Here is a 22,095-nt window from a genome sequence, read left to right as displayed (position 1 = left end):
CGCAAGGCTAACGTGTGCCGGCCAGCCCGGCCCGAAATGCGCCCGGCCCGATGCCGTAGGCGCGTTTGAACTGGCGGGTCAAGTGGCTCTGGTCGGCAAAGCCCAGTTCGGCCGCCACCACCGCTGGCAGCGCGCCGCTTCTGAGCAGGCTCAGTGCACCGGCCAGGCGTTGCTGCATCAGCCAATGGTGCGGGCTGACGCCCGTGGCGGCGCTGAACACCCTGGCAAAGTGAAACGGCGACAGGTTGACCTCTGCGGCCAGCGCTTGCAGCGACGGCGGGTCGGCCAGGCGGGCCAGCAACAGTTCTTGGGCACGGCGCACTGCCAGCGGTTCTTTGCCAGGCTGCAAGGCCGAACCGAGGCGGGCATGGCGCTTGAACAAGCTGAACACCGCTTCGCGCCATAGCGTTTGTAACTGCAGGGCGCTGGCCTGCTGTTCAGCCAGCCGATGAACCTGCAAAAACGCCGCAGCCACGTCGGTGTCCATCACGACGCTCGATGCAAACCCCGCCGTGCCAGGGCAGGCAATGTCCAGCTCCGCGAGGATCCCGGCCAGTTGCACCTGCTGCGGGTAGAAGCCCCGATAGCGCCAGCCCTGTTCATGGGCGGTGGCGCCGGTATGGGTTTCATCCGGGTTGATCAGCACCATACCGCCGGTGCTCACCAGGTGGTCAGCGCCACGATGCCTGAACCGCTGGGCCCCGGACTCGATGACCGTGAAAACGAAGCTGTCATGCACATGGGGGGCGAATTTCTGCTGCACATACTGCGCGCGTAGCAGCTCGACCCCGCCCAGTACCGGGGATTGCCAGAAGCGTGTCTGTTCAGCGTTTAGCGTCATACAGATCCTGTCAGCCCAGCCAGCGCAGCAAGTAAAACACGCCCATGCTCAACACCACGCTGGTCAGTACCCGGCGTGTGCAGAGCATGCAGATGATCGCGCACAGGCTGCCGACAAGGTACGGGTTGAACAGCGACAGGTCCAGTTGCTGGCCGGGCATGAAAATCAGCGGGCCGCAGATCGCAGTGAGCATCCCCGGGACCGCGAAACCGAGAAAGTCGCGAGTGTGTTTGCCCAGCCGCAGCGGCAGGCGCGGTTCAAGAAACACATAGCGGTTGAAGAACACAATCGCACCCATGCCCACAATCACCACCCAGATCATGGCTGACGCTCCGTCGTGTCCTGCATCAGGCATTTGACGCTGAAGCCGGCCAGCATCCCGGCCAGCCCCGACAGCACCAGTGCCGATTGCCAGCCCAGCCAGGAAAACCACACCGAACACATCAGCGACACCGCCACGCAGACCACCACCGGCACCGATTTGACCAAGGGGGTGACCAGCGCGACAAAGGTCGCGGCAATCGAAAACTCCAGGCCCAGCGACTCAAGGTCTGGAATGCTGCGGCCCAACAGCAGGCCAATCAGGGTGAAGATGTTCCACGCCACGTAGAAGGTAAAACCCGCCCCGAGGGCATACCAGCGGTCAAAGGCCACGCTGCGTGGCTGGCTGTTGAGGGCAAAGAACTCATCGGTCAGCAGAAAGCCCAGGCCCAGTCGCCAGCGTGGCGACAGGGGGGCGATGCTCGGGCGCATATGCAGGGCATACAGCAGATGCTGCGAGGTGAGCAGCAGGGTGGTGATCAGGATCGACAGCAAGCTGGCGCCGCTCTTGATCATGCCGATCGCCACCAGTTGCGCCGCGCCGGCAAACACAATCAGCGAGAAGCTCTGGCCTTGCAGCGGGCTGAAACCGGCACCGATGGCCAGCGAGCCGACCAGCAAACCCCAGGGGGCGCAGGCAAACGACAGTGGCAGCACCGCCATCGCGCCTTTGTAGAACGCCCGGTTGGCGTTGCAATCAACCAGCATCGTATTCAACACGTGTATCACAACCTTCAAAGCGGGCGGGGCAGCGATGGTGCTATAGAGCTCACGGCGCTGTCTTGAACGATCTTGCGGTGCTGTTCAGATGTTCAGCAGGTCAGTCACCGGCAAGCGATTGGTGGTTTTCAGCTCGCGCAGCGACAGGTTCGAACGAATGCTGGTCACCCCCGGCAGTTTGCGCAGCACCTTTTCGACGAAGCGGCTGTAGTGGTCCAGGTCACGGGCCACCACCTGCAACAGAAAGTCCGCTTCGCCGGTGGTGTTGTGGCAGGCCAGCACCTGCGGGGCCGACTCAATGATTTTTTCGAACTGCGCGGTGGTTTCTTCGCTGTGGTCGGCGCAGGAAATCTGCACGAAGGCCATGACGCCGAGGCCGAGTTTCTTGCGATTGAGGATTGCCTGATAACCCTCGATCACCCCGCTGTCTTCAAGGCGCTTCTGCTTGCGCCAGCACGAGGCTTCGCTCATTGCCAACTGCTCGGCGAGTTTGACGTTCGATAATCGACCATCACGTTGCAGGCGGTCAGTGATTGCAAGATCCAGCTTGTCGAGGGGGTTCAGCATGGAGTAACTCTTCATTTTTGTTCGGTTGAATGAAGGCTATTTTCAGTAGTGCGCCACCGTCAACGGTAATCTGCAAAGTAATTTCAGGCCGTTTGGTCATAATTCTTCGCGTCGTCATGACCTGTCACCCGCTTGAGGAATTGCCATGAAAGCTGTTGTCTATGAAGCCTTTAACGCCGCCCCGCGGCTGATGACGGTCGATGACCCGACGCCTGAGGCGCACGGTGTCGTGGTGCAAGTGCTCGGCACGGGTGTATGCCGCAGCGACTGGCACGGCTGGAAGGGCCACGACCCGGATATCCAGTTGCCGCACATCCCCGGCCACGAGCTGGCCGGTGTCATCGCGGCAGTGGGCCGGCACGTGACCCGCTGGAAAGTCGGTGATCGCGTCACTGTGCCGTTCGTGGGCGGCTGCGGCGCGTGCCCGGAGTGCAACAGCGGCAACCAGCAAGTGTGCTACAGCCAGTTCCAGCCGGGCTTCACCCACTGGGGGTCGTTTGCCGAATATGTCGGTATTCATCAGGCCGACCTGAACCTGGTGGCGCTGCCAGAGAGCATGGATTTCGCCACCGCAGCCAGCCTTGGCTGCCGGTTTGTCACCTCGTTCCGCGCGGTGGTCGATCAGGGCAAGGTCAGCGCCGGGCAATGGGTGGCGGTGCATGGTTGTGGCGGGGTGGGGCTGTCGGCGGTGATGATCGCTCACGCGATTGGTGCCAACGTGATTGCCATCGACATTGCCGACCACAAACTGGCCCTGGCGCGTTCGCTGGGGGCGGTGGCCACGGTCAATGCCCGGCAGGTGGCCAACGTCACCGAAGCGGTGCAGGACATCAGCGGCGGCGGCGTGCATGTGTCACTCGATGCCCTAGGCCACCCGACCACCTGTTTCAACTCCATCAACAACCTGCGCCGCCGCGGCAAGCACGTGCAGGTCGGGCTGATGCTCGCCGACCACAGCACGCCGGCCATCCCGATGAGCAAGGTGATCGCCCATGAGCTGGAAATCTATGGCAGCCACGGCATGCAGGCGCACCGCTACGGCGCGATGCTCGACATGATCAACTCCGGCAAACTGGCCCCCGAAAAACTGGTGGGCAAGACCATCAGCCTGGAGCAGTCGATTGACGCGCTGGTCAATATGGACCGCTTTGAAACTGCCGGGGTGACGGTGGTGACGCAGTTCTGATCATTACGGCCGCCGCCGACCGATGCATGCCAGGGCAGGTCAAGTTCAGCTATGGGGTCATTAAGAAATATTAATGACAGATTTCTTTTCGCTATCGGCTATGGTCGCTTGGTAGAGTGATGTCACTCTGATATACGTGATCTTTCTCCCCTGACGCCCAGCCGAGTCCTGCGAATGAAAAAACCTCTTGCCCTCTCGACCCGCATCGGCCTCGGTTTCGGCGCGATTGTCTCGCTGCTGCTGATGATTACCGCGGTGGGGATTCAGCGCGTCGGCTACATCGACAGCACCCTGGCCAATGTCAGCGACAACGCCGCAATGGTGCAGCGTTATGCGATCAATTTCCGGGGCAGCGTGCACGATCGGGCGATTGCCATCCGCGATGCGGTGCTGGTCGATAACAACCAGAGTCTGGAGCTGCATCTGGCCGAAATCAGCCGTCTGGAAAAGGCCTACGCTGACGCTGCAGTCAGCATGGATCAGTTGTTCAGCACCCGCGACGTGACCCCGGAGGAGCGCAAGCTGCTGGCGGCGATCAAGGACATCGAACAGCAGACCCAGGCCTCGGCCAAAACCCTGATCGAGCTGCGCCGCAGCGGTGATATCGCCGCCAGTCAGGCGCTGTTGCTGCAACGCACTGCTGGCCTGTACAGCGAGTGGCTCAAGCGCGTCAACGCGCTGATCGACTCGGAAGAAGTGTTGATCAGGGCCAAGCTCAACGACGTGCAGGACACCGCCAGTTCGTTTCGTGGCCTGATGCTGCTGGCCAGCGGTGTGGCCTTGTTGCTGAGTATTCTGCTGGCCCGGCAGATCATCGGCTATGTGACTTCGACCCTCGGCGCCGAACCGACCGAGGTGGCGCAAGCCATCGAGCGCCTGGCGGCCGGTGATTTGCAGCAAAAGCTGACCACCCGGTACCCGGCCAGCGTCATGGGCGTGCTTAAGTCTGCGCTGGCGCGTTTGTCGCAGACCATTATCCAAGTGCGTGCCGCCGCCCACGAGGTCAGTCATGCGTCGGCGCAACTGACCGCCACCTCGGCACAGAACAACGAACACATCAGTCGCCAGACCCGCGAAGCCGAGCAGATTGCCACCGCCATCACGCAAATGGCCTCGACCGTCAATGAGGTCTCTGGCTACGCCGTGCAGGCCGCCAGTGCGACCAAACAGGCGGATGTCGGGGTGGAGAGCGGTAACCGCCTGGTGACTGATACCTCACAATCGATCGAGCAATTGGCAGTCACCCTGACCCAGACCACCGACACGGTCGAGCAGGTATCGCGCGACAGTGAAAACATTGAGTCGGTGATTGAGGTGATCAATTCGATTGCCGCGCAGACCAACCTGCTGGCCCTCAATGCTGCCATTGAAGCGGCGCGGGCTGGCGAGCACGGTCGCGGCTTTGCGGTGGTGGCCGATGAAGTGCGCTCGCTGGCCAACCGCACCCAGCAGTCGACCCAGGAAATCCGTGAAATGATCAGCACCCTGCAAAGCGGCACCGAGGCCGCCGCGCAGAACATGCGCAACAGCTGCGAACTGGCCACCCGCACCGTGGAGCAGACCCGTAACGCCCAGGCGGCGCTGGCCAAAGTGAGCCATGAGGTAGGCGCGATCAACGACATGAACGCGCAGATCGCCAGTGCGGCGGTACAACAAAGCAGCGTCGCCGAGGACGTTTCGAAGAACATCAGCCGTATTCACGAACTGACCGTCCACACCGCCAGCGGTTCGTCGCAAGTGGCCTCGGCCAGCAGCGAACTGGCCGAACTGGCCAGCCGCCTGAGCGAGAAGGTCGCGATGTTCAAGGTGGGCTAGGCCGGGGTATTACCTTGTAGGAGCCGCTTTAGCTTCAAGACTGTTCGGTTAAGTACACACATCTCGGTGAGAGGCAGCTCTGCTGGCGAAGACGGCGGCACATTCACAGCAGATATAATGTTTTTACTGGCCTCTTCGCGAGCAGAGCTCGCTCCCACATGGGCATAGTGTTGGCTTTGGCTGCGAAAGGTTTCTGACGCTGAATCTTCGCGGCTAAAGCCGCTCTTGCGGGTGTCTGCGATCACGCAGGCTTGCACAGCTTGTGGGCTATCGCATCAAATTCCCGGTCAAAACTGGCCCGTTCTCCTGCACTGAGAAACCCCTGTTGCTTGACGAACCCTTCGGTCTGCGCACGCACTGATTCAATCCGTTTGGTCAGCTTCGCCGCCTGGTCCTGGGTAATGTGCCGGGCCTTGCGCGAAGTACCTATGTCGGCCACCAGCACATTGGCGCGCTCCGAGATATGTGCGTGGCCGACATCTTTTACCGAGCCACCGGTTTCCCCAGGCAAAGCGCGTTGCTCGACCAGGTTGCAGCTGGGCAGGTCCAGCGCGGGTGGGGCGGCCAGCGCAGCGCTGCTCAGACATGCCAATAATACGGCGCTCAAACACTTCATCAGGGCCTCCACAAAGGCAGTTGGGTCGCCCTGATAAGACGGTCAAAGGCTCATCGGGTTCAACGAGTACCCGGCGGCTTGCCCTTGCCGCGTGCAGCTTTCTGCGCGGTCGAGTCGTGCTGCGTGCCGGTCGAGCCGTCCGGACGCAGGGCGTCGTTGTCGCGTTCGGCTTCGCCGGTATGTTCAGGTTGCTTGGAATCCTGACGCGGTTCCCGGGGAGTGTTGTTCATGTGGCCTCCGAAATATTGCTGTTGCCGCTCACAAAACAGAAGGCCATTGCGCCGGCGCAGAGGTTCAACCGGCTTATCGCCCGGCGGATAAATGGTCTGCGGTACGCGCCGTGTTACTTGGCTGATACAACCAGGTGCCGTTAAGCGCCCGCTTGGCCGACGGGTTGAACTGCGATCGCCTTTGTGCCTCGAACCATCAAGCGAGGGCTGGCCCGATGTGCACTGATTGCTTGTCAGCAGCCCGTGCTGGCGCCCGATGTCGTGTCCTGGCTCATCAGCCAGCCGCCTCGTGGCTGGCGGAGTATTCAGACAGGGGCGAAGGCCTCGCGGGAGCAGATATGAAGTACCAAACCGGGCTGAAGTGGGCATTGACCGCACTCGCATGTTGCCTGCTCAGTGCACAAGCCGCCGAGACCCGGCGTGTGGATGTGCTGTTGGTGGGTGGCGGGATCATGAGTTCGACCCTGGCCGTGTGGCTCAATGAACTGGAGCCGGGCTGGTCGATGGAAATGGTCGAGCGCCTCGACAAGGTCGCCGAGGAAAGCTCCAACGGCTGGAACAACGCCGGCACCGGGCATTCGGCGTTGGCCGAGCTGAATTACACGCCTGAAAAGGACGGCAAGATCGACATCACCAAGGCGGTGGAGATCAACGAATCGTTCCAGATCACCCGGCAGTTCCTGGCCTGGCAGGTCAGGCAGGGCGTGTTGAAGAACCCGCGTTCGTTCATCAACAGCACGCCGCACATGAGTTTCGTATGGGGGGACGACAACATCCGTTTTCTCAAGAAACGCTACGAGGCGCTGCAAGCCAGCCCGCTGTTCCGGCCCATGCAGTATTCCGAAGACCCGGCGCAGATTCGCCAATGGGTGCCGCTGATGATGGAAGGCCGCGATCCGAGCCAGAAGCTGGCCGCGACCTGGACGCCGATTGGCACTGACGTCAATTTCGGTGAAATCACCCGCCAGTATGTGGGCTACTTACAGAGCCGACCCAACTTCGACCTGAAGCTGTCGACCGAAGTGCGTGACATCACCCGCAACGCCGATGGCTCCTGGCACGTGGAGTACAAAAACCTCAAGGACGGTACTAGCGGCGCCACCGACGCGAAGTTTTTGTTCGTCGGGGCGGGCGGTGCAGCCTTGCCGCTGTTGCAAGCGTCCGGTATCGAAGAAGCCAAAGCCTATGCCGGTTTCCCGGTGGGTGGCTCGTTTCTGGTGACCGACAACCCGACCATCGCCCAGCAGCACATGGCCAAGGCCTACGGCATCGCCGCTACCGGCGCACCGCCGATGTCTGTGCCGCACCTTGACACCCGCGTGCTGGACGGTAAGCGCATGATTCTGTTTGGACCCTTTGCGACCTTTTCCACCAAGTTTCTCAAGCAAGGTTCACTATTTGACCTGGTCGGCAGCATGAACCTGCATAACACCTGGCCGATGGTGCGGGTCGGCGTACGTGAGTTTGACCTGGTGCAATACCTGATCGGCCAGGTCATCCAGTCCGACGATGATCGCTTTGCCGCGTTGCAAACCTACTTTCCGCAGGCGAAGAAGGAAGACTGGCGCCTGTGGCAGGCTGGCCAGCGGGTGCAGATCATCAAGAAGGATCAAGACCTGGGCGGGGTACTCAAACTCGGCACCGAAGTGGTGGTCTCGGCTGACCGCAGTATCGCCGGCCTGCTGGGCGCCTCGCCAGGAGCCTCCACTGCACCGCCGATCATGCTCGACCTGCTGGGCAAAGTGTTCAAGGACCAGCTCGCCACCCCGGCCTGGCAGAGCAAGATCAAACAGATTATCCCCTCGTATGGTTTTCACCTGAACGACCGCCCCGATGAGGTGCAAAAGACTTGGGCCTACACCAACGAGGTCTTGCAACTGGCCCCGGCACCGGGCATCGACACGCGCCAGGATCCACGCAATCCGGACGATATCGACCCGTTGGGGCAGGACAATCAGGACAGCGATCCGGATCTGAAACCTTGAGGGTGTTCAACCTGTAGGAGCGACCTTGGTCGCGAAGGCGGCGTGACATTCACAACAGAGGCTGTGACCTTACCGGCCTCTTCGCGAGCAACCGGAGCGCCGGCCGGCTCTTCCCACCGAGGCATAAAGCACCTAAACGAACAGTATTGGCTTTAGCCGCCAAACTTTCGCAGCTGAAGCAGCTCCTGCAAGAATCGGCCGTTGTTACACCGGCACCGTCAGCCCCACCTTGACCTTGTCCAGCACGATCAAGGTGCGGTAGGTGTGAATATCCTCATTCCCGGCAAAATGCTGCTGCACCAGTTGATCGAAATGCGCGATGTCCCGGGCCAGCATGACGATGATGAACGACACCCCGCCGCTGACGAAATAGCACTGCTGCACCTCACTTACCCCGGCGAAGTAGCGTTTGGCGCGGTTCATCACCACGGCGCGGTCGTCGCACAGGCGTGACTCGACAATCGCGGTGATCTGCTGGCCGACGCTCTCCGGGGCGATCACGGCGGTGTTGCTGACAATCACGCCGCTGTCTTCCAGTTGCGCGATGCGCCGTTGCACTGCCGGGGTCGACAGGCCGATGGCTTCGGCAATCGCGCGTTGGGAGGTCTTGTTGTCCTGTTGCAGCATGCGCAGGATTGCCTGATCGAAGCTGTCCAGCGCACGCTTGGGTGATTCATTCATTTTTACGGCCTAAATCAAGCAATTCACTCGTCCTGCGCAGCGGTATACAGCAAACCGCCCGCACGGCAAAGCCTAGAATCCTGCCACGCACTTGGGCTGGAGTTTTCCGTGAACCTGCAAAGCACTTCCATTCTTGCCGCCATGCTGGGGATCATTTCGGTCCAGACCGGCGCGGCGGTGGGCAAATCCATTTTCACCCTGGTCGGTCCGGAAGGTGTCGCGGCACTGCGCCTGGGGATCTCGGCGCTGGTCATGCTGGTGCTGCTGCGGCCCTGGCGGATCTGGCAACCCGCGAACCTGCCGGGCCTGATCGGCTACGGGGTGATGATGGGGGCGATGAACCTGCTGATCTACCGCGCCATGCTCTACATTCCGGTGGGCGTGGCGGTGTCCATCGAAGTGGTCGGGCCGCTGGCGGTGGCCTTGCTGGCGTCGCGGCGGCGGATCGATTTACTCTGGATCGGCCTGTCGCTGCTCGGCCTGGTGTTGCTGCCTTGGGGCAGTGGCCAGCAAGGGCTTGATCCGCGTGGCATTGCCTACGCCTTGGGCGCGGCGGCGGCCTGGGGGTTGTATGTGAAGCTTGGCACCCGGGTGGCCATCCACGGCAAGCAGGCGGTGGCTTCGGGCATGCTGGTGGCGGCGCTGTTTGGTGCGCCGCTGGGCGTGGTGCAGGCGGGTGAGCAGCTATTGCAACCTTGGGTATTGGCGATTGGCCTGAGTGTGGCGCTGTTGTCGAGCATGGTGCCTTACCTGCTGGACATGTACGCCATGCGCCATTTGCCGGCGCAGGTGTTCGGCATTCTGCTCAGTGCCTCACCGGCCATGGCGGCGCTGGCCGGCTGGCTGGTGTTGGGCGAGGCCTTGAGCCTGTTGCAGTGTGCCGGAGTGGCGGCGATTGCCGCGGCCTGTGCGGGAGCGGCGCTGGTCGGGCGCAGGCAGTGATTAGTGTGGTTACGGCTTGGTGCTGGTCTGTAGTCTTTATAGCCCTGATACTGTGCTGGCATTGTTATGCAATGCTCAGGGATCAATAACGATAAGGCGGGAAAATGTCCGAATTCAAACTGCACTGCTTTGCCCTATCAGGCAACGCTTATAAGGTCGCGCTGTTTCTGGCGCTGTCCCGGCAGACCTGGCAACCGGTGTTCGTCGACTTTCTCAACGGCCAGACCCGCACCCGGCAGTGGCGCGATACGGTCAACGAACAGGGCGAAGTCCCGGTACTGGAGCATCAGGGCAAAAGCCTCACCCAGTCGGCGCTGATTCTCGACTACCTGGCCGATTACACCGGCCAGTTTGGCGGCCGCACGGCGGAAGAAAAACAGGAAATCTGGCGCTGGATGCTTTTCGACAATCACAAATTTACCAGCTACTACGCCACGCTGCGCTTTTTGTATGGCATCCAGAAAACCGGTGACACTGAAGTGACGCGTTTTCTGCGTGACCGCGCTGCAGCGGCCTATCAGGTGGTTGATACCCACCTGAGCAAGACGCCATGGCTGGTCGGCGAGCGTGTGACCATCGCTGACCTGTCGCTGGCCGGTTATGTGTTCATGCCTGAAGAAACCGGGCTGTCGATGGAGGCTTATCCGCATATCCAGGCCTGGAAAAAGCGCATTCAGGAGCTGCCGGGCTGGCAGCATCCATATGAGCTGATGCCGGGGCCGACCGGCCTCTGAAGCGGGCGGTGATGGTTGGCCATCAGGACCTGCAGGAGCCGCTTTAGCGGCGAATTAGCGGCTGAAGCTTCGCGAATAAATCCGCTCCTGCAGGTCCCATGGTTGCCAGCCATTACACCTTGAAGCGCTCGACCATCGCTTGCAGTTGTACGCCGATTCTTGCCAGCTCCATGCTGGAGGAGGCGGTTTCTTCGCTGGCCGCTGCGGTCTGATCCGAGATGTCCCGTACTTCGGTCACGCTGCGGGCTATTTCTGCGCCAGCCGAGCTTTGTTGTTCCGAGGCGCAAGCAATCTGCTCGTTCATCCGCTCGATATCCCTGACCGACTCGATGATGCTGCCAAGCATGGTGCGCGCATCGCGGGAGTGCTCGACGCTTTTACCGGTCAGCGCGATGTTCTGCTCCAGCGCCGATGTCATCTGATGCGTGCTGGCTTGCAGGCGTTCGATGAGCTGAGCGATTTCGTCGGCTGAGGTCCGCGTGCGCAACGCCAGCCCGCGAACCTCGTCAGCGACCACCGCAAAGCCGCGGCCGGCTTCCCCGGCGCGCGCGGCCTCGATGGCGGCGTTCAAGGCCAGCAGGTTGGTCTGGTCAGACACCGCCTTGATCACGTCCAGCACGCCGCCGATGCTCTCGGTGTTGGCGCGCAGCTCAGTCATTGCCTCCTTGGTCACTTGCATATCACTGGACAGGGTTTCGATCTGTTCGACGGCCTGACTGACCACCTTGTCGCCCTGCGCGGCCTTGTCACTGGCGCTGACAGCGGACTTGGCCGCCTGGCTGGCGTTATGCGCCACGTCGTGGGTGGTGGCGGTCATCTGCTGCATGGCCGTGGCGATCTGATCGGTTGCCACCTTTTGCGAGTTGACCCCGGCGCTGGTTTGCTCGGTCACCGCCGACAGCTCCTCGGCAGCGCTGGCCAGTTGAATGATGCCGTGTTTGACCTCGCTGACCAGCCCGCGCAGGGCCACGGTCATGCGCTGCATGGATGACTGCAGTGCGCCCAGTTCGTCCTTGCGGTTGACCACCACCGTGGCGGTGAAATCACCGTCTGCCACCTTCTCGGCGATGGCGACAGTCTCCTTGAGCGGGGTCACGATCGAGCGGGTAATCAGCCAGGCGGCCACGATGCCGCAGATCAATGCCAGGACCATCCACAGCCCCAGCATCTGCCTGACGCTGGCGACATCGTCTTCGCGGTTCTGCCGCTGTATGGCGGTCATCTTGCCGGCGATGTCCAGCAGATTACTGACAGTCAGCGTAATCCCCGCCTGGGCCTGGTCGATACGGGCCTGGGTCGCCACCATGGTGTTGAGCTGCGCCTCGTACCGTTGCAGTTCAGCGCTTAGCTGCTGCACGTCGCGGGCCGGTATGGCGGCGCCGGTGAGGCTGTTGACCAAGGCCATCACTTCAGCGATTGCCTTGTGTGCCTCGGCGTCCGTCGCCGGGCTGGGGAGTGCGGTATAGCTGCTAAAGCTTGCGAGCATCTTCTGCGTGGCGAGAAAGGTCTCGGTCAGCGCCGCACGGCTTTGTGGCGTGCCGGTTTCGGCATTGGCGATGGCTGCAAGACGCTTGAGTTCGGCATTGACCGCCTCTGCCAACCCGGTAGCCGCCATGCGTGACGCCTCGCGCTCGCGGGTCGCGGCGACCGCCTGGTTGTAAAAGCCGCGATAGCGATTGAGGTTGCCATCTGCGTCGGCCAGCAACTGAATATTGGCCGGCGACTGGAAGTTCGGCGCGATGCTGGTGAGGTGGCGAGTGGTTTCGTCGATCTTGGCTTGCCACTTTGCGGCCTGCACGTCATCGGCTTTGGTGAGGTAGACCAGCCGCTCAATGCGCATATCGCGGGTCGCAGTGCTGAACGTGGCGATATCGATCATCCGCTCGCTGCGGTCGCGCAGGGTGTCGGTGGCATACCAACCGGTGTAGGTCATCAACAGGATCATGCACATGAGCAGCGAAAAACCCAAGACCAGTTTGGACCTGACGCTGATGTCACTTAGAAAATTCGAGCGTTTATCTTGCATGTTGATTTCCTGAATGGAGCCCGGAGTGCAAACCCCTGAAGGTTTAACGGGGTGGCAGAGCGGTTTCTTATCGAATAGGCGTTCATGACGCTCAATGTCCTGCGCCGCGCCTGGCAGCAGGCACAACACCGCCTCAAGCCTGATCATTGCGGTAATGGCGCTTTGCTGGCGCTGGAGACTCAACACAGACCAAGTGATGGCACATTGGTTCTATACATTTTTGGGTGAATGTGTGTGTCGACAGAGGTAACGGCTGGATTTATCAGTCTCGCGCTTGCAGTACGGCCCTGAGCCGGTCCAGAACCTGCGTTTCCAGCACCGACAGCACTGCCGCTTCATGCACCAGCACCGCCACGCTGATACGGACTGACGGCAGCAGCGCCCGCGCATGCTGATCCGGCTCCAGCAACGCCTGGGCGGTCAGTTCATCGATGATTGCCACACCGGCCCCGGACTGGGCGAGGGCGCAGGCCACGTAATAGGTCTGCACCTTGAACGCGCTGTTTTGTTCGGGGAGCAGGGTCTGGACCAGAGTGCCCAGCGGGTCTTCTGCCGGCAGGGCGATCACTCTGGCGGGGTCGAGCTGATCCAGCGCGACCGGCGTTCTGGCATTCGTACCATCGACGCAGACCAGCTCGATGCTGCCCACTTCAATGGCCTTCAAGCCAGGGTAGGGGCGCGGGTTGAACACCACCGCCATGGACATTTCGCGGGTCAGCAGCGCCTGGGCGAGTTGCTCGCTGTGCGCGGTGGTCAGCTCCAGCGTTACGCCGGGGTTGGCCTGTTGAGTGGCGGCCAGGGTGCGCGGCAGCACCTTCAGGCCCAGGGTCGGGATACAACCGAGCTTGAGCTGGCCTTGTGGGTTGGCGCGCAGGCTGCGTGACAGGCGTTTGATTTCTTCGAGTTCGCGGTACATCCGCTCAACCGCAGGCACCAGCGCCTCACCTTCACGGGTCAGTTGCAGGCGCCCCTTGACCCGATCAAGCAGCCGAAAGCCCAAACTCGCTTCGGCATGGGCGAGCAGTTTGCTGGCCGCCGGCTGGGAGATACACAGCCACTCGGCGGCCTTGGTCAGTGACCCGGTGCGATGTGCTGCCCGGAAAATCTCGATGTGACGTGTTCGCACGCGTATTACCAAAGGTTATGGATGCTGCCGTTATACGCCTTGGCGCCGGGGCATGCCATCGGCTCACAATCGGCCGGGTCATAACAGGAGGTGAGACATGCACGTAATCATCATCGGCGCCGGCGTAGTGGGCCTGACCAGCGCCTGGTATCTCGCCCGCCAAGGCGTGCAAGTGACCCTGATCGACCGCCAGCCACAGGTGGCGCGGGAAACCAGCTTCGCCAATGGCGGCCAGTTAAGTTATGACTTCGTGACCCCACTGGCCGACCCGGCGGTGCTGCCCAAGCTGCCGGGCTGGCTGCTCAACGCCGATTCGCCGCTGCGTTTTCGGCCCCGGCTGGACCCGGACCAATGGCGCTGGTGCTACGCCTTTCTCAAGGCTTGCAACCGCCGCCAGGTGGCGCAGACCACTTGGGAAATGCTCCAGCTGTCGATGCACAGCCGCCAGTTGCTGGATGAGCTGCTGGCACAACACGACCTGCCATTCAAACTCAAGCGCACCGGCAAACTGGTGATGCACCGCACTGCCAGCAGCCTTGCTGCCGCCGCCAGGGGCGTCGAGTACCAGCGTTCACTGGGCAGCGACCAACGCCTGCTGAACGCGGCCGAGTGCCTGGCGCTGGAACCGGCGCTGGCCGCTGTGGCGTCCTCCATCGCGGGCGGCATCTACACGCCCACCGAAGCCACCGGCGATTGCCGCCTGTTCTGTGAAAGCCTGTTCGCGATGCTGCAGGGCCTGCCCAATGTGCAGGTACTGTTGGGCCAGCCGATCCTGAATCTGGTCCGTCGCGGCGCCGGGATTGCCGCGGTGTGTCTGCCTGTCGGGGATGTCGAAGCCGACGCTTTTGTCATCGCCGCCGGCCTGGACAGCCTGCGCCTCACCGCGCCCTTGGGGCTGTCGCTGCCGCTTTACGGCCTGCGCGGCTACAGCCTGACGTGTGCTCTGCCAGCCGGGTGCAAACGCCCCGAATTGAGCGTGACCGACGCCGAACGCAAGGTGGTCTACGCACCGCTTGGCGATGAACTGCGCATCGCCGCGATGGTCGACATGGGGCAACCCGGCGCGGTGGTCGACCCCAAACGCATCGCACAGCTCAAGCGCCAGGCGCTGGAGGTCTTCCCGGCACTTGACCTGGCCGCTGCCAGCCCTTGGGCCGGCCTGCGACCGGCGACCCCTGGCAGTAAACCGATCATCGACCGGGCAGGGCCGCTGAGCAATCTGTGGCTCAATGTTGGCCACGGCGCACTGGGCTTCACCCTGGCCTGCGCCAGTGCTGAATTGACCGCGAGCCTGGTGACTGGCCAGCCTGCGCAGATCGACACGGCACCGTTTCGCCTGGCATAACCGGTTTTGGCCGTTCTTGCGGCAGCGTACTTTGTGGGAGCGAGCTCGCGAAGGCGGCATCAAAATCCATATAACACTCATAACGAGCCCACCTATGACCGAGTACCGCGGCCTCATCCTTGACGACACCCGCGAAGGCGCGACCGACGACGCCATCGCCCAACTGGAAAGCAGTCTTGGCGCCCGCCTGCCCGACGACTACCGCCAGTTCCTGAAAACCTGCAACGGCGGCTATCTGGAATACGACGTCGTCGCCACCCTGAGCAATGGCGACAAAGAACTGATGAGCTTCGCGCTATACGGCCTGGACCCCGCCGAGCAATACGAGTCCAACCCCTTTGAACTCGAACAGCTACGCGAACAGGACGGCTATCCACCCACCGGCCTGCTGCCCATCGGGCGTGACGGCGGGGCCAGCGTGTTGCTGCTCGATCTGCGCGACGGGCGTCAGGAGGTGGGCGCGATGGTCGCCGGCTTGCCGGCCTGGACCGGCCGCCGCCAGCAAGGCGATGAATACGTGGTGCTGGCGGACTCGTTCAACGGCTACCTGGATTTACTGCACCTGAGCGAAGAGCGCATCGCCGACCATATCGACAACTTCCTGATCAGCGAAACCAGCATCGAAGCCACCCTGGAGTGGCTCGACAAAGGCAACCCCGGCTGGCGCGAACGCTACCGGGAACAGTGGAATGCGAGGGTGGCCGACAGACCTGTTTGAATATCTTGCAGTCAGGCTGTCGCCGGCGAGCCGTGCTCAAATGCCTGTTGTGCAAGGAGCAGCAATGCCCAGCGACAACAGACGCTCAATTTTTGCAGTGGCTTGGCGCATCAATGTGGTCAACTGCGTCAGGTCGCGCTCGTCTTTACGATATTGCGGGATCGTTGCCGAGATCGACCCCCTGACAGTGCCGTCGACGAAGAAGGGTACAGCCACCCCGAAAGCGCCCAGTACCCGTTCACCGTCACCGGTTGCCCAGCCCCTGTTTCGAATGTTGCTCAGTTCAGCCATGAGTACTTCATGGGAGGTAATCGTGGTGTCGGTGATCTTTTCAAGCTTGATCGACTCGACGCTGCTTTGATCACAGTAAGCCAGTACCGCTTTACCGGCCGCGCCGGCATAGAGGGGGACTTGGGTATGTGTTTGCAGCGTGTATTGAATAGGGCGCCAACCGTGAATGACCTCAAGAAACTCAGCACGCCCCGTTGTTTTTTCGTAAGAAAGAAACGCAATGGTCTCGCCGGTTTCCTGCACCAGATCAAGCAGAATCGGCCGGGTCAGCTGAGCAAGGTTCTCACAGCCTGAACCCGTTCTGGCGGCCCACTGATACAGCTTTGCACCCGGATACAGGCCTGTATCCTGAAAATTCACGATGCCTGTCTGCATCGCTGACTGGATGAGCCGCTTGGCCGTTGCCTCATTGCACAGCATTTGCTCATGAAGCCCTACGCTGTTTTTTAAACCGGCAGGAAAGGCACACGCCAGCAGCAGCAGTCGCTCAAGGCGGGTAAGGGTGGATTTGGCCTCTTCTGTGCTGATAACGGGCGCTTGCCGCGAACCGGTTTCAGCTGCCTCGGTGAGCGCGACGATTTCTTCAATCAAGCCCATTACCCCGGCTTGTGCTCGCGTGATAATGGCTGGCTGCGGGTCGCTGACAGAGTGCACCGAAACAGCAATGAGCAGCCCATTGTTCAGCCGCCTTAATGCTGTTGACGATGCCTTGGGGAATTCGGCTTCTGAAAAAACCTCGTGAGCATCCGGAACTTTGCTGACCTTGCCCGAGTTGTCGGCTACATCACAGGCCTGCGGCAGGTGTCGATCGGCGGCCAGAAACTCGGCAAAACAGCGACCAATGTCGCCGAAGCTTAGCGGATAGAGCGTGCCTAGCTGTGGCCTGAATGTAAGAGTGGCTTTGGCCTCACTGCAAGCGGCCACGAAATAGCCTCCACTGACGGGGCAATAAATGCAGACCAGCGCGGTGCTTTGGGTGGCGTCCGCCAGCTCACTCAGCGCGTTGCTGTGGCAACCAAGCAGGACATTCGAGTCGCGTAGCTTCTGGAGCAGGACGTTGATACGCGGCCCAAGGCTGTACTTGCCGGTCCCTGCCTCCACCGCCAAGCCTCGATCAACCAGTGAGCCCAGGATCCGGTTGACGGTGCTGCGACTCTCCATAAGCTGTGCCGCCAGTTCCCGAACGCCCCAGGGTTCGCCGCCAGCGCGGCTGACAAGCGCGTCGAGCACCTCGATCAAGCGCGTGTGACTGGAGGCAGGGGAGGTCGTTGGCGCTGCGTTGGGAAGCGATTGTGTTTGAGCCATCACGAGTTAAGCCGGCATGTCGGGTCCCCATTCTGGCGTCTAAGGGCGTCATATCGCAAATGACGTGATGCTGTTGACAAGTCGCTCAACGTTCTAGATTCTAATTAAAACAAAAGCAGGACACTGTCCCATTTTTTGAATTGGTGCGGCGTTCGATAACCTGAGGTGCCCATGAACAACAATAACGTTATGGCCGAGCCGGTCGCGCAGGCCGTCCAAGACACCGAGCAGACACGCAAAGCCAAGAAAGCCACGAGGGCTGCTGTATTCGGAACGTTTGTCGAGTATTACGACTTCAGCGTTTACGGCTACGTTGCGGCCACCCTGGCGATGGTGTTTTTCCCGTCAGACGACCCGACTACCGGCTTGCTCAATACCTTTCTGGTGTTCGGTTCTGCATTTCTGGTGCGTCCACTGGGGGCCGTCGCGTTCGGCTGGCTGGGTGACAAAGTAGGTCGGCGCTTCAGTCTGATCGCCAGCATCACCTTGATGGGCGCTGCGGCTACGCTGATTGGTTTGCTGCCCGGCTATGCCCAGATCGGAGTGTGGGCTCCGATACTTCTGGTGGTCTTGCGGATGCTTCAGGGGTTTTCTGCCGGTGGCGAAATCGGCGGCGCTGCCAGTTACATACGCGAATGGGCACCACCAAAACGCCGCGCGCTTTACATCTCGTTCCTGCCTTCCATTGCCCAGTTTGGTAAAGGCCTGGCGGCGGCGATAGCAGGGCTGGCTGCTGCGACCCTCACTGATCCAGAGATGCTTTCGTGGGGCTGGCGCATTCCGTTTCTGTTGGCCTTGCCACTGGGCATCATCGGCCTGTACATGCGCCTGAGCATTGAAGACAGCCCGGAGTTCGCGTCCAAAAAAGAGGCGGCTGAAGTCAAACAGGGCCAACCCTTCGCCGAGTTGCTTCGCGACTACCGCAAGCCTTTGGTCAAGGTGATCATGATCGCAATGGTGCAGAACATCGGTACTTACATCGGTACGGTGTTCATCGCGGCCTATTTCAGTTCGATTCTGGGTTACTCGAAAGGGCAGGCGTCCACCATTGTCTTGCTGGCCGTCATTCTTGCCGCGTTCCTGATCCCGCTGGCGGGCCAGATCGCCTCCGAGCGCGGCGGAAAAAATGTCCTGCGCTACTCCTACCTCGCGTACGCGCTGATCTCTATCCTGTCTTTTATGTTGATGCAGCAAGGCTCGGTCAGCTTGGCCATGGTCGGGCTGGCATTGGGCATGATTCCGTATGCCCTCTGTCAGGCCGGCACCTATTCAGTGATGCCGGAATTTTTCCCGGTGCACATCCGCCATACCGGCGTTGCATTCGGTCACAGCGTCGGTGCGGTTATCGGCGGCGGTTCAGGACCGTTCCTGGCCACCTGGCTGATCGGTGCAACCGGCAACCAGTCAACCCCCGCGTTCATCTTGTGCGCATCAGGCCTGCTGGGGCTGATCATCATCGCGACGGTTCGTAAAAATGCAGCGACGGCGACCGACGACGCCAATACCCACCAATTTTCATAAGGTGCCGATCATGCCCCTGATTTACGTAACCAGCCCGATCCATCCAGATGTACTCAAGGCACTCTCAAAGGTAGGCCGCGTAAAACTGGGCTATGGCCCGAACGCCGTCTCATATGGCGACATCCAGAGTCAGGTAGATGCCGTATTTTTGCGCGGTGGCCATTTCTCAGCCGCGATGATCGCCGCGTCTGCGAACCTGCGCATCATCGCCCGTCATGGCGCCGGCTATGACAATGTGGACCATGAAGCTGCAGCAGAGCTTGGCGTCTGGGTCACCAATACGCCCGGCGAAAACCGTCGCAGCGTCGTCGAGCACGTATTCGCCTTGTTGCTGGGCCTGAGTCGAAAAATACAGCTGGCGACCGACCAGACCCGCCAAGGCATCTGGGCGGCCGATCGCCTGTCGCTGACAGGCATCGAACTGGAAGGTCGGACCTTGGGCCTGGTCGGTTTTGGTGATATCGGTCGGCACGTGGCACCGGTTGCAGAGGCGTTCGGCATGCGGGTTCTGGCCACCGACCCTGCCTATGATTCAAGCGCTGACAAGCGCCTGGTGAGCTTCGATACGCTGCTCGCCGAGGCGGATGTGGTGAGTCTCCATGTGCCCCTGCAAGTCAGTACCCAGAACCTGATAGGTGGTCTGGAAATCGAAAAAATGAAAACCGGCGCCATCTTGATCAACACCAGTCGCGGTGGCGTGATCGATGAAGCGGCCGTTGCCGACGCCCTGCGCAGCGGCAAGCTGGGTGGCGTTGGTGTGGATGTGCTGGCGGCTGAAAACACCGACATGATTGCGCCGTTCAGCTGTAACACCTTCCCGGTCTCGGAACTGCCCAATCTGTTGGTCACCCCCCATGTTGCGGGGCAAACCAACGAGTCACTGCTGCGCGTCGGCATGAGCGCAGCAGAGGCGATTGCCGCCGTCTTGCGCGGCGAAGCCCCCCAGCACCCCGTAAACAAACCGCTACCCAGGGCCTTCAACGGGTAACGGGTAAAACGAATTCACGCCGAGGTAATCATGTTTATCAATGCATCTGCTGAAAACATTACTGTGAGCGACGCCTGGGAACGCGCATCGCTGCAACAGATTGAAGAAATATCCCGCTACCCGGTCGCGCTGATCGGCGACGTGTTGCAGCGTACCGGCATGATGGCTTCGGCCATTCAGCATGTGGCAGGCCGGCCATCATTCTTTGGCACGGTCCTGCCGATCCAGACCAGAGAAGGTGACAACCTGGCCATCCACAGGGCATTGGATGACGCCCGCCCGGGTGACGTTCTAGTGATTAATGGCCACGGTGAAACCAACCGTGCGGTGTTTGGTGACCTGCTAGGAGAAGTGTGCCTTGCCCGGCAGGTGGCGGCGGTGGTGATCGACGGCGCGGTGCGCGACGTGGAGGAACTGAGCGTTATGGGACTGCCGACCTACGCACGGGCCGTGAACCCGGCCGGCCCTTCGAAATACGGCCCAGGCCAAGTGGGTTCGCCGGTGGCCTGCGGTCATGTTGTCTGCAACCCGGGCGACGCGATTTTAGGAGACAAAGATGGCGTTATCGTCATAGGTCGCTCTGTGCTTGCCACACTTGCCGACAAACTCAAGGTCCAGGAAGCGATGGAGAACGATTTCAGGGACAAGGTTCGGGCAAGCATTCGTTGAGTCTTATCGACACTGCCGGGGCGTCTGACGGCCCTACGACCGTCGCCAGCATGCCGATCAATGGGGCATGCTGGCGGGTTCGGTTAGCGACCACGAAGCTTCACGAACACAGCTTCGCCTGCCGATACCCCACAAACGGCCGCACCAGGCTCAGCAAGCCAAGGCAAGCCATCAGCGCACCGACCCACAGCGGTGCGCGCAGCCCATAACCGCCATCAATCGCCACGCCGCCCGCCCAACTGCCAAACGCCAACCCTGCGGTAATCACCGAGGTATGCAGCGTATTGACCAGCGCCCCCGGCTCGGCGGCGCGCATCACCCGCGCCACCATCGCCGGGTTAAGCGCCACACCGGTCAGCCCCAGCAGGATGAAACAGCCCAGGTTCAGCCACAGCTGATCGCCCGCCAGCGCAAAACCTCCCAGTGCCAACACCATCAAGGCCAGGCCCCAGCCCAGGGTAGGCAGCGTGTAACGATCCGCCAGCCGCCCGACAATCATATTGCCCACTAAATTGGCCACCCCGTACAGCGCCAGCAACGGCGCGACATGCCCAGGGGCAATACCCACTTCCTCGATCAGGATCGGCGTGCAGTAACTGAACGCCGCAAAGGTCGCGCCGATGATCAAGCCACTGGTGATGTACGCGCCCCATAAACTGCGGTTATGCAGCGTCGCCCACTGCTGCGCCAGGCCCGATTCGCTGCCCGGTTGGCTGTGCGGCAATCGCACCGCCGCCAGCGCCGTGCACAACAACGCCAGCACCACCACCGCCCACGAACTGGCGCGCCAGCCATGATGCTGCTCGACCCAGGCGGTCATTGGCACGCCGGCGACCGGTGAAAGCATCAACCCGGCCAGCACCACTGCCACGGCCCGGCCACGCTCCGACACCTCGACCAGCTCGGCGCAGACCGTCATGCACAAACCAATACACACCGCACTGGACACGCCCATGATCACCCGCGCCAGCACCAGCACTTCGTAACTTTGCGCCGTGGCCGCGAGAACACCGGCGGCCACATACACACCGAGCAAGCCGGTGAGGGCGCGTTTGTTGCTGAAGCCGCGGCTGAGCAGCAACACCGTGACCGGCGGCCCACCCAGCGCCATGCCCAGGGCATAGAAGGCGATCAGGTTGCCAACCTGGGCAAGGCTGACCGAGAAGGCCTGCGCCAGCGCGGGCATCATCCCGGCGATCATGAATTCGGCGGTGACCAGCGAAAAGATCGTCAAGGCCAGCAGGTAGACAGTAGAGGGGAGTTTTGGACGGTGAATCATTGACTGCTCAGACAGGAAAAAGGCACTTCACGGTAGGCATTGAGCCCGGATGGGTCAACCGCCGATTTCGAATGGGTAGATGACTGATGGCTATAAGGGGCAGGTTGGGGCGGTTGACTGCACCTGTGCGAAAAGTCGTGATCTGTAGGGCGATTTCAGTCGGATCTGCAAGCTGATTGCAAGACGCCT

21 protein-coding genes and 1 pseudogene are annotated in these 22,095 nt (G+C 61.2%); 10 read left to right on the top strand and 12 right to left on the bottom strand.

Annotated elements, in window-relative coordinates; genetic code table 11:
- Positions 1–7 precede the first annotated feature (7 nt).
- The 4 genes from NJC40_RS22830 to NJC40_RS22815 form a co-directional block, all read right to left on the bottom strand.
- Positions 8–841, bottom strand: coding sequence for an AraC family transcriptional regulator (locus NJC40_RS22830; protein ID WP_253142555.1), 834 nt, complete (start codon positions 839–841; stop codon positions 8–10).
- Between the two features lie 10 nt (positions 842–851).
- A complete protein-coding gene (locus tag NJC40_RS22825; protein WP_253116675.1) occupies positions 852–1,163 on the bottom strand; it encodes an AzlD domain-containing protein in 312 nt (103 codons plus the stop codon).
- A complete protein-coding gene (locus tag NJC40_RS22820; protein ID WP_045492182.1) occupies positions 1,160–1,870 on the bottom strand; it encodes an AzlC family ABC transporter permease in 711 nt (236 codons plus the stop codon). The genes NJC40_RS22825 and NJC40_RS22820 overlap by 4 nt, the downstream gene beginning before the upstream one ends.
- 96 nt (positions 1,871–1,966) lie before the next feature.
- Positions 1,967–2,449: an Lrp/AsnC family transcriptional regulator gene (locus tag NJC40_RS22815; protein WP_045492180.1), complete on the bottom strand. Its 483-nt coding sequence runs from the start codon at positions 2,447–2,449 to the stop codon at positions 1,967–1,969.
- A gap of 145 nt (positions 2,450–2,594) precedes the next feature.
- Here NJC40_RS22815 and NJC40_RS22810 point away from each other — a divergent pair, with 145 nt between their 5' ends.
- Positions 2,595–3,635, top strand: coding sequence for a zinc-dependent alcohol dehydrogenase family protein (locus NJC40_RS22810; protein WP_253142554.1), 1,041 nt, complete (start codon positions 2,595–2,597; stop codon positions 3,633–3,635).
- A 174-nt stretch (positions 3,636–3,809) separates the two neighbouring features.
- Positions 3,810–5,450, top strand: coding sequence for a methyl-accepting chemotaxis protein (locus tag NJC40_RS22805; protein ID WP_253142553.1), 1,641 nt, complete (start codon positions 3,810–3,812; stop codon positions 5,448–5,450).
- Positions 5,451–5,691: 241 nt separating this feature from the next.
- Here the strand turns inward: NJC40_RS22805 and NJC40_RS22800 are convergent, their stop codons facing one another.
- A complete protein-coding gene (locus tag NJC40_RS22800) occupies positions 5,692–6,066 on the bottom strand; it encodes a hypothetical protein (protein WP_253142552.1) in 375 nt (124 codons plus the stop codon).
- Between the two features lie 59 nt (positions 6,067–6,125).
- The gene (locus NJC40_RS22795) at positions 6,126–6,296 is read right to left on the bottom strand and encodes a hypothetical protein (RefSeq protein WP_253116672.1); all 171 of its coding nucleotides are present in this window, start codon (positions 6,294–6,296) and stop codon (positions 6,126–6,128) included.
- Between the two features lie 338 nt (positions 6,297–6,634).
- Between NJC40_RS22795 and mqo the strand changes: the two genes are divergently transcribed.
- Entirely contained in the window at positions 6,635–8,281 is a 1,647-nt protein-coding gene (mqo, locus tag NJC40_RS22790; RefSeq protein WP_253142551.1) for a malate dehydrogenase (quinone), read from the top strand.
- 204 nt (positions 8,282–8,485) lie between these two features.
- Here mqo and NJC40_RS22785 read toward each other — a convergent pair whose 3' ends face one another.
- A complete protein-coding gene (locus NJC40_RS22785; RefSeq protein WP_253116668.1) occupies positions 8,486–8,962 on the bottom strand; it encodes an Lrp/AsnC family transcriptional regulator in 477 nt (158 codons plus the stop codon).
- A 108-nt stretch (positions 8,963–9,070) separates the two neighbouring features.
- Here NJC40_RS22785 and NJC40_RS22780 point away from each other — a divergent pair, with 108 nt between their 5' ends.
- Positions 9,071–9,904 (top strand): EamA family transporter, encoded by an 834-nt coding sequence (locus tag NJC40_RS22780; RefSeq protein WP_257107422.1) that lies wholly within the window; start codon positions 9,071–9,073, stop codon positions 9,902–9,904.
- A 104-nt stretch (positions 9,905–10,008) separates the two neighbouring features.
- A complete protein-coding gene (locus NJC40_RS22775; protein ID WP_253142550.1) occupies positions 10,009–10,638 on the top strand; it encodes a glutathione S-transferase family protein in 630 nt (209 codons plus the stop codon).
- A 112-nt stretch (positions 10,639–10,750) separates the two neighbouring features.
- Here NJC40_RS22775 and NJC40_RS22770 read toward each other — a convergent pair whose 3' ends face one another.
- From NJC40_RS22770 to NJC40_RS22760, 3 genes and pseudogenes are all read right to left on the bottom strand, one after another.
- Complete coding sequence (locus tag NJC40_RS22770; RefSeq protein WP_492180587.1) at positions 10,751–11,455, bottom strand: methyl-accepting chemotaxis protein; 705 nt, start codon at positions 11,453–11,455, stop codon at positions 10,751–10,753.
- Between the two features lie 201 nt (positions 11,456–11,656).
- Positions 11,657–12,517, bottom strand: a pseudogene (locus NJC40_RS22765) (methyl-accepting chemotaxis protein); the annotation flags it as partial.
- A gap of 409 nt (positions 12,518–12,926) precedes the next feature.
- Positions 12,927–13,790, bottom strand: coding sequence for a LysR family transcriptional regulator (locus NJC40_RS22760; protein ID WP_253142548.1), 864 nt, complete (start codon positions 13,788–13,790; stop codon positions 12,927–12,929).
- 97 nt (positions 13,791–13,887) lie between these two features.
- On the opposite strand from NJC40_RS22760, the gene NJC40_RS22755 reads away from it, so the two are divergent.
- Both NJC40_RS22755 and NJC40_RS22750 read left to right on the top strand, forming a co-directional pair.
- A complete protein-coding gene (locus NJC40_RS22755; protein WP_253142547.1) occupies positions 13,888–15,135 on the top strand; it encodes a D-amino acid dehydrogenase in 1,248 nt (415 codons plus the stop codon).
- Positions 15,136–15,229: 94 nt separating this feature from the next.
- Positions 15,230–15,853 carry an SMI1/KNR4 family protein gene (locus NJC40_RS22750; protein ID WP_253142546.1) on the top strand — a complete coding sequence of 208 codons (624 nt, stop codon included), beginning with the start codon at positions 15,230–15,232 and terminating at the stop codon, positions 15,851–15,853.
- 36 nt (positions 15,854–15,889) lie between these two features.
- On the opposite strand, the gene NJC40_RS22745 is transcribed toward NJC40_RS22750, so the two are convergent.
- Entirely contained in the window at positions 15,890–17,374 is a 1,485-nt protein-coding gene (locus NJC40_RS22745; protein ID WP_253142573.1) for an IclR family transcriptional regulator domain-containing protein, read from the bottom strand.
- Positions 17,375–17,620: 246 nt separating this feature from the next.
- On the opposite strand from NJC40_RS22745, the gene NJC40_RS22740 reads away from it, so the two are divergent.
- Genes NJC40_RS22740 through NJC40_RS22730 form a run of 3 tightly spaced genes read left to right on the top strand, consistent with a single transcriptional unit; the run spans position 17,621 to position 20,627 of the window.
- On the top strand, positions 17,621–18,970 hold the full coding sequence (locus NJC40_RS22740) for an MFS transporter (protein ID WP_253142545.1): 1,350 nt from the start codon (positions 17,621–17,623) through the stop codon (positions 18,968–18,970).
- A 10-nt stretch (positions 18,971–18,980) separates the two neighbouring features.
- The gene (locus NJC40_RS22735) at positions 18,981–19,958 is read left to right on the top strand and encodes a hydroxyacid dehydrogenase (RefSeq protein WP_253142544.1); all 978 of its coding nucleotides are present in this window, start codon (positions 18,981–18,983) and stop codon (positions 19,956–19,958) included.
- Between the two features lie 30 nt (positions 19,959–19,988).
- The gene (locus NJC40_RS22730; protein ID WP_253116652.1) at positions 19,989–20,627 is read left to right on the top strand and encodes an RraA family protein; all 639 of its coding nucleotides are present in this window, start codon (positions 19,989–19,991) and stop codon (positions 20,625–20,627) included.
- A gap of 100 nt (positions 20,628–20,727) precedes the next feature.
- Here the strand turns inward: NJC40_RS22730 and NJC40_RS22725 are convergent, their stop codons facing one another.
- A complete protein-coding gene (locus NJC40_RS22725) occupies positions 20,728–21,906 on the bottom strand; it encodes an MFS transporter (protein WP_253142543.1) in 1,179 nt (392 codons plus the stop codon).
- Positions 21,907–22,095 lie beyond the last annotated feature (189 nt).

This window comes from Pseudomonas sp. 21LCFQ02, assembly GCF_024129895.2.
Taxonomy (GTDB): domain Bacteria; phylum Pseudomonadota; class Gammaproteobacteria; order Pseudomonadales; family Pseudomonadaceae; genus Aquipseudomonas.
The sequence above is the reverse complement of the archived record's forward strand: the minus strand, read 5'-3'. Positions and strand labels throughout refer to the sequence as shown.

What these genes read in the sequence shown, in the direction of transcription:
- NJC40_RS22830 (WP_253142555.1), bottom strand. Translation starts at nt 841, where the DNA reads ATGACGCTAAACGCTGAACAGACACGCTTCTGGCAATCCCCGGTACTG.
- NJC40_RS22825 (WP_253116675.1), bottom strand. Translation starts at nt 1,163, where the DNA reads ATGATCTGGGTGGTGATTGTGGGCATGGGTGCGATTGTGTTCTTCAAC.
- NJC40_RS22820 (WP_045492182.1), bottom strand. Translation starts at nt 1,870, where the DNA reads ATGCTGGTTGATTGCAACGCCAACCGGGCGTTCTACAAAGGCGCGATG.
- NJC40_RS22815 (WP_045492180.1), bottom strand. Translation starts at nt 2,449, where the DNA reads ATGCTGAACCCCCTCGACAAGCTGGATCTTGCAATCACTGACCGCCTG.
- NJC40_RS22810 (WP_253142554.1), top strand. Translation starts at nt 2,595, where the DNA reads ATGAAAGCTGTTGTCTATGAAGCCTTTAACGCCGCCCCGCGGCTGATG.
- NJC40_RS22805 (WP_253142553.1), top strand. Translation starts at nt 3,810, where the DNA reads ATGAAAAAACCTCTTGCCCTCTCGACCCGCATCGGCCTCGGTTTCGGC.
- NJC40_RS22800 (WP_253142552.1), bottom strand. Translation starts at nt 6,066, where the DNA reads ATGAAGTGTTTGAGCGCCGTATTATTGGCATGTCTGAGCAGCGCTGCG.
- NJC40_RS22795 (WP_253116672.1), bottom strand. Translation starts at nt 6,296, where the DNA reads ATGAACAACACTCCCCGGGAACCGCGTCAGGATTCCAAGCAACCTGAA.
- mqo (WP_253142551.1), top strand. Translation starts at nt 6,635, where the DNA reads ATGAAGTACCAAACCGGGCTGAAGTGGGCATTGACCGCACTCGCATGT.
- NJC40_RS22785 (WP_253116668.1), bottom strand. Translation starts at nt 8,962, where the DNA reads ATGAATGAATCACCCAAGCGTGCGCTGGACAGCTTCGATCAGGCAATC.
- NJC40_RS22775 (WP_253142550.1), top strand. Translation starts at nt 10,009, where the DNA reads ATGTCCGAATTCAAACTGCACTGCTTTGCCCTATCAGGCAACGCTTAT.
- NJC40_RS22770 (WP_492180587.1), bottom strand. Translation starts at nt 11,455, where the DNA reads ATGACCGCCACCACCCACGACGTGGCGCATAACGCCAGCCAGGCGGCC.
- NJC40_RS22755 (WP_253142547.1), top strand. Translation starts at nt 13,888, where the DNA reads ATGCACGTAATCATCATCGGCGCCGGCGTAGTGGGCCTGACCAGCGCC.
- NJC40_RS22750 (WP_253142546.1), top strand. Translation starts at nt 15,230, where the DNA reads ATGACCGAGTACCGCGGCCTCATCCTTGACGACACCCGCGAAGGCGCG.
- NJC40_RS22740 (WP_253142545.1), top strand. Translation starts at nt 17,621, where the DNA reads ATGAACAACAATAACGTTATGGCCGAGCCGGTCGCGCAGGCCGTCCAA.
- NJC40_RS22735 (WP_253142544.1), top strand. Translation starts at nt 18,981, where the DNA reads ATGCCCCTGATTTACGTAACCAGCCCGATCCATCCAGATGTACTCAAG.
- NJC40_RS22730 (WP_253116652.1), top strand. Translation starts at nt 19,989, where the DNA reads ATGTTTATCAATGCATCTGCTGAAAACATTACTGTGAGCGACGCCTGG.
- NJC40_RS22725 (WP_253142543.1), bottom strand. Translation starts at nt 21,906, where the DNA reads ATGATTCACCGTCCAAAACTCCCCTCTACTGTCTACCTGCTGGCCTTG.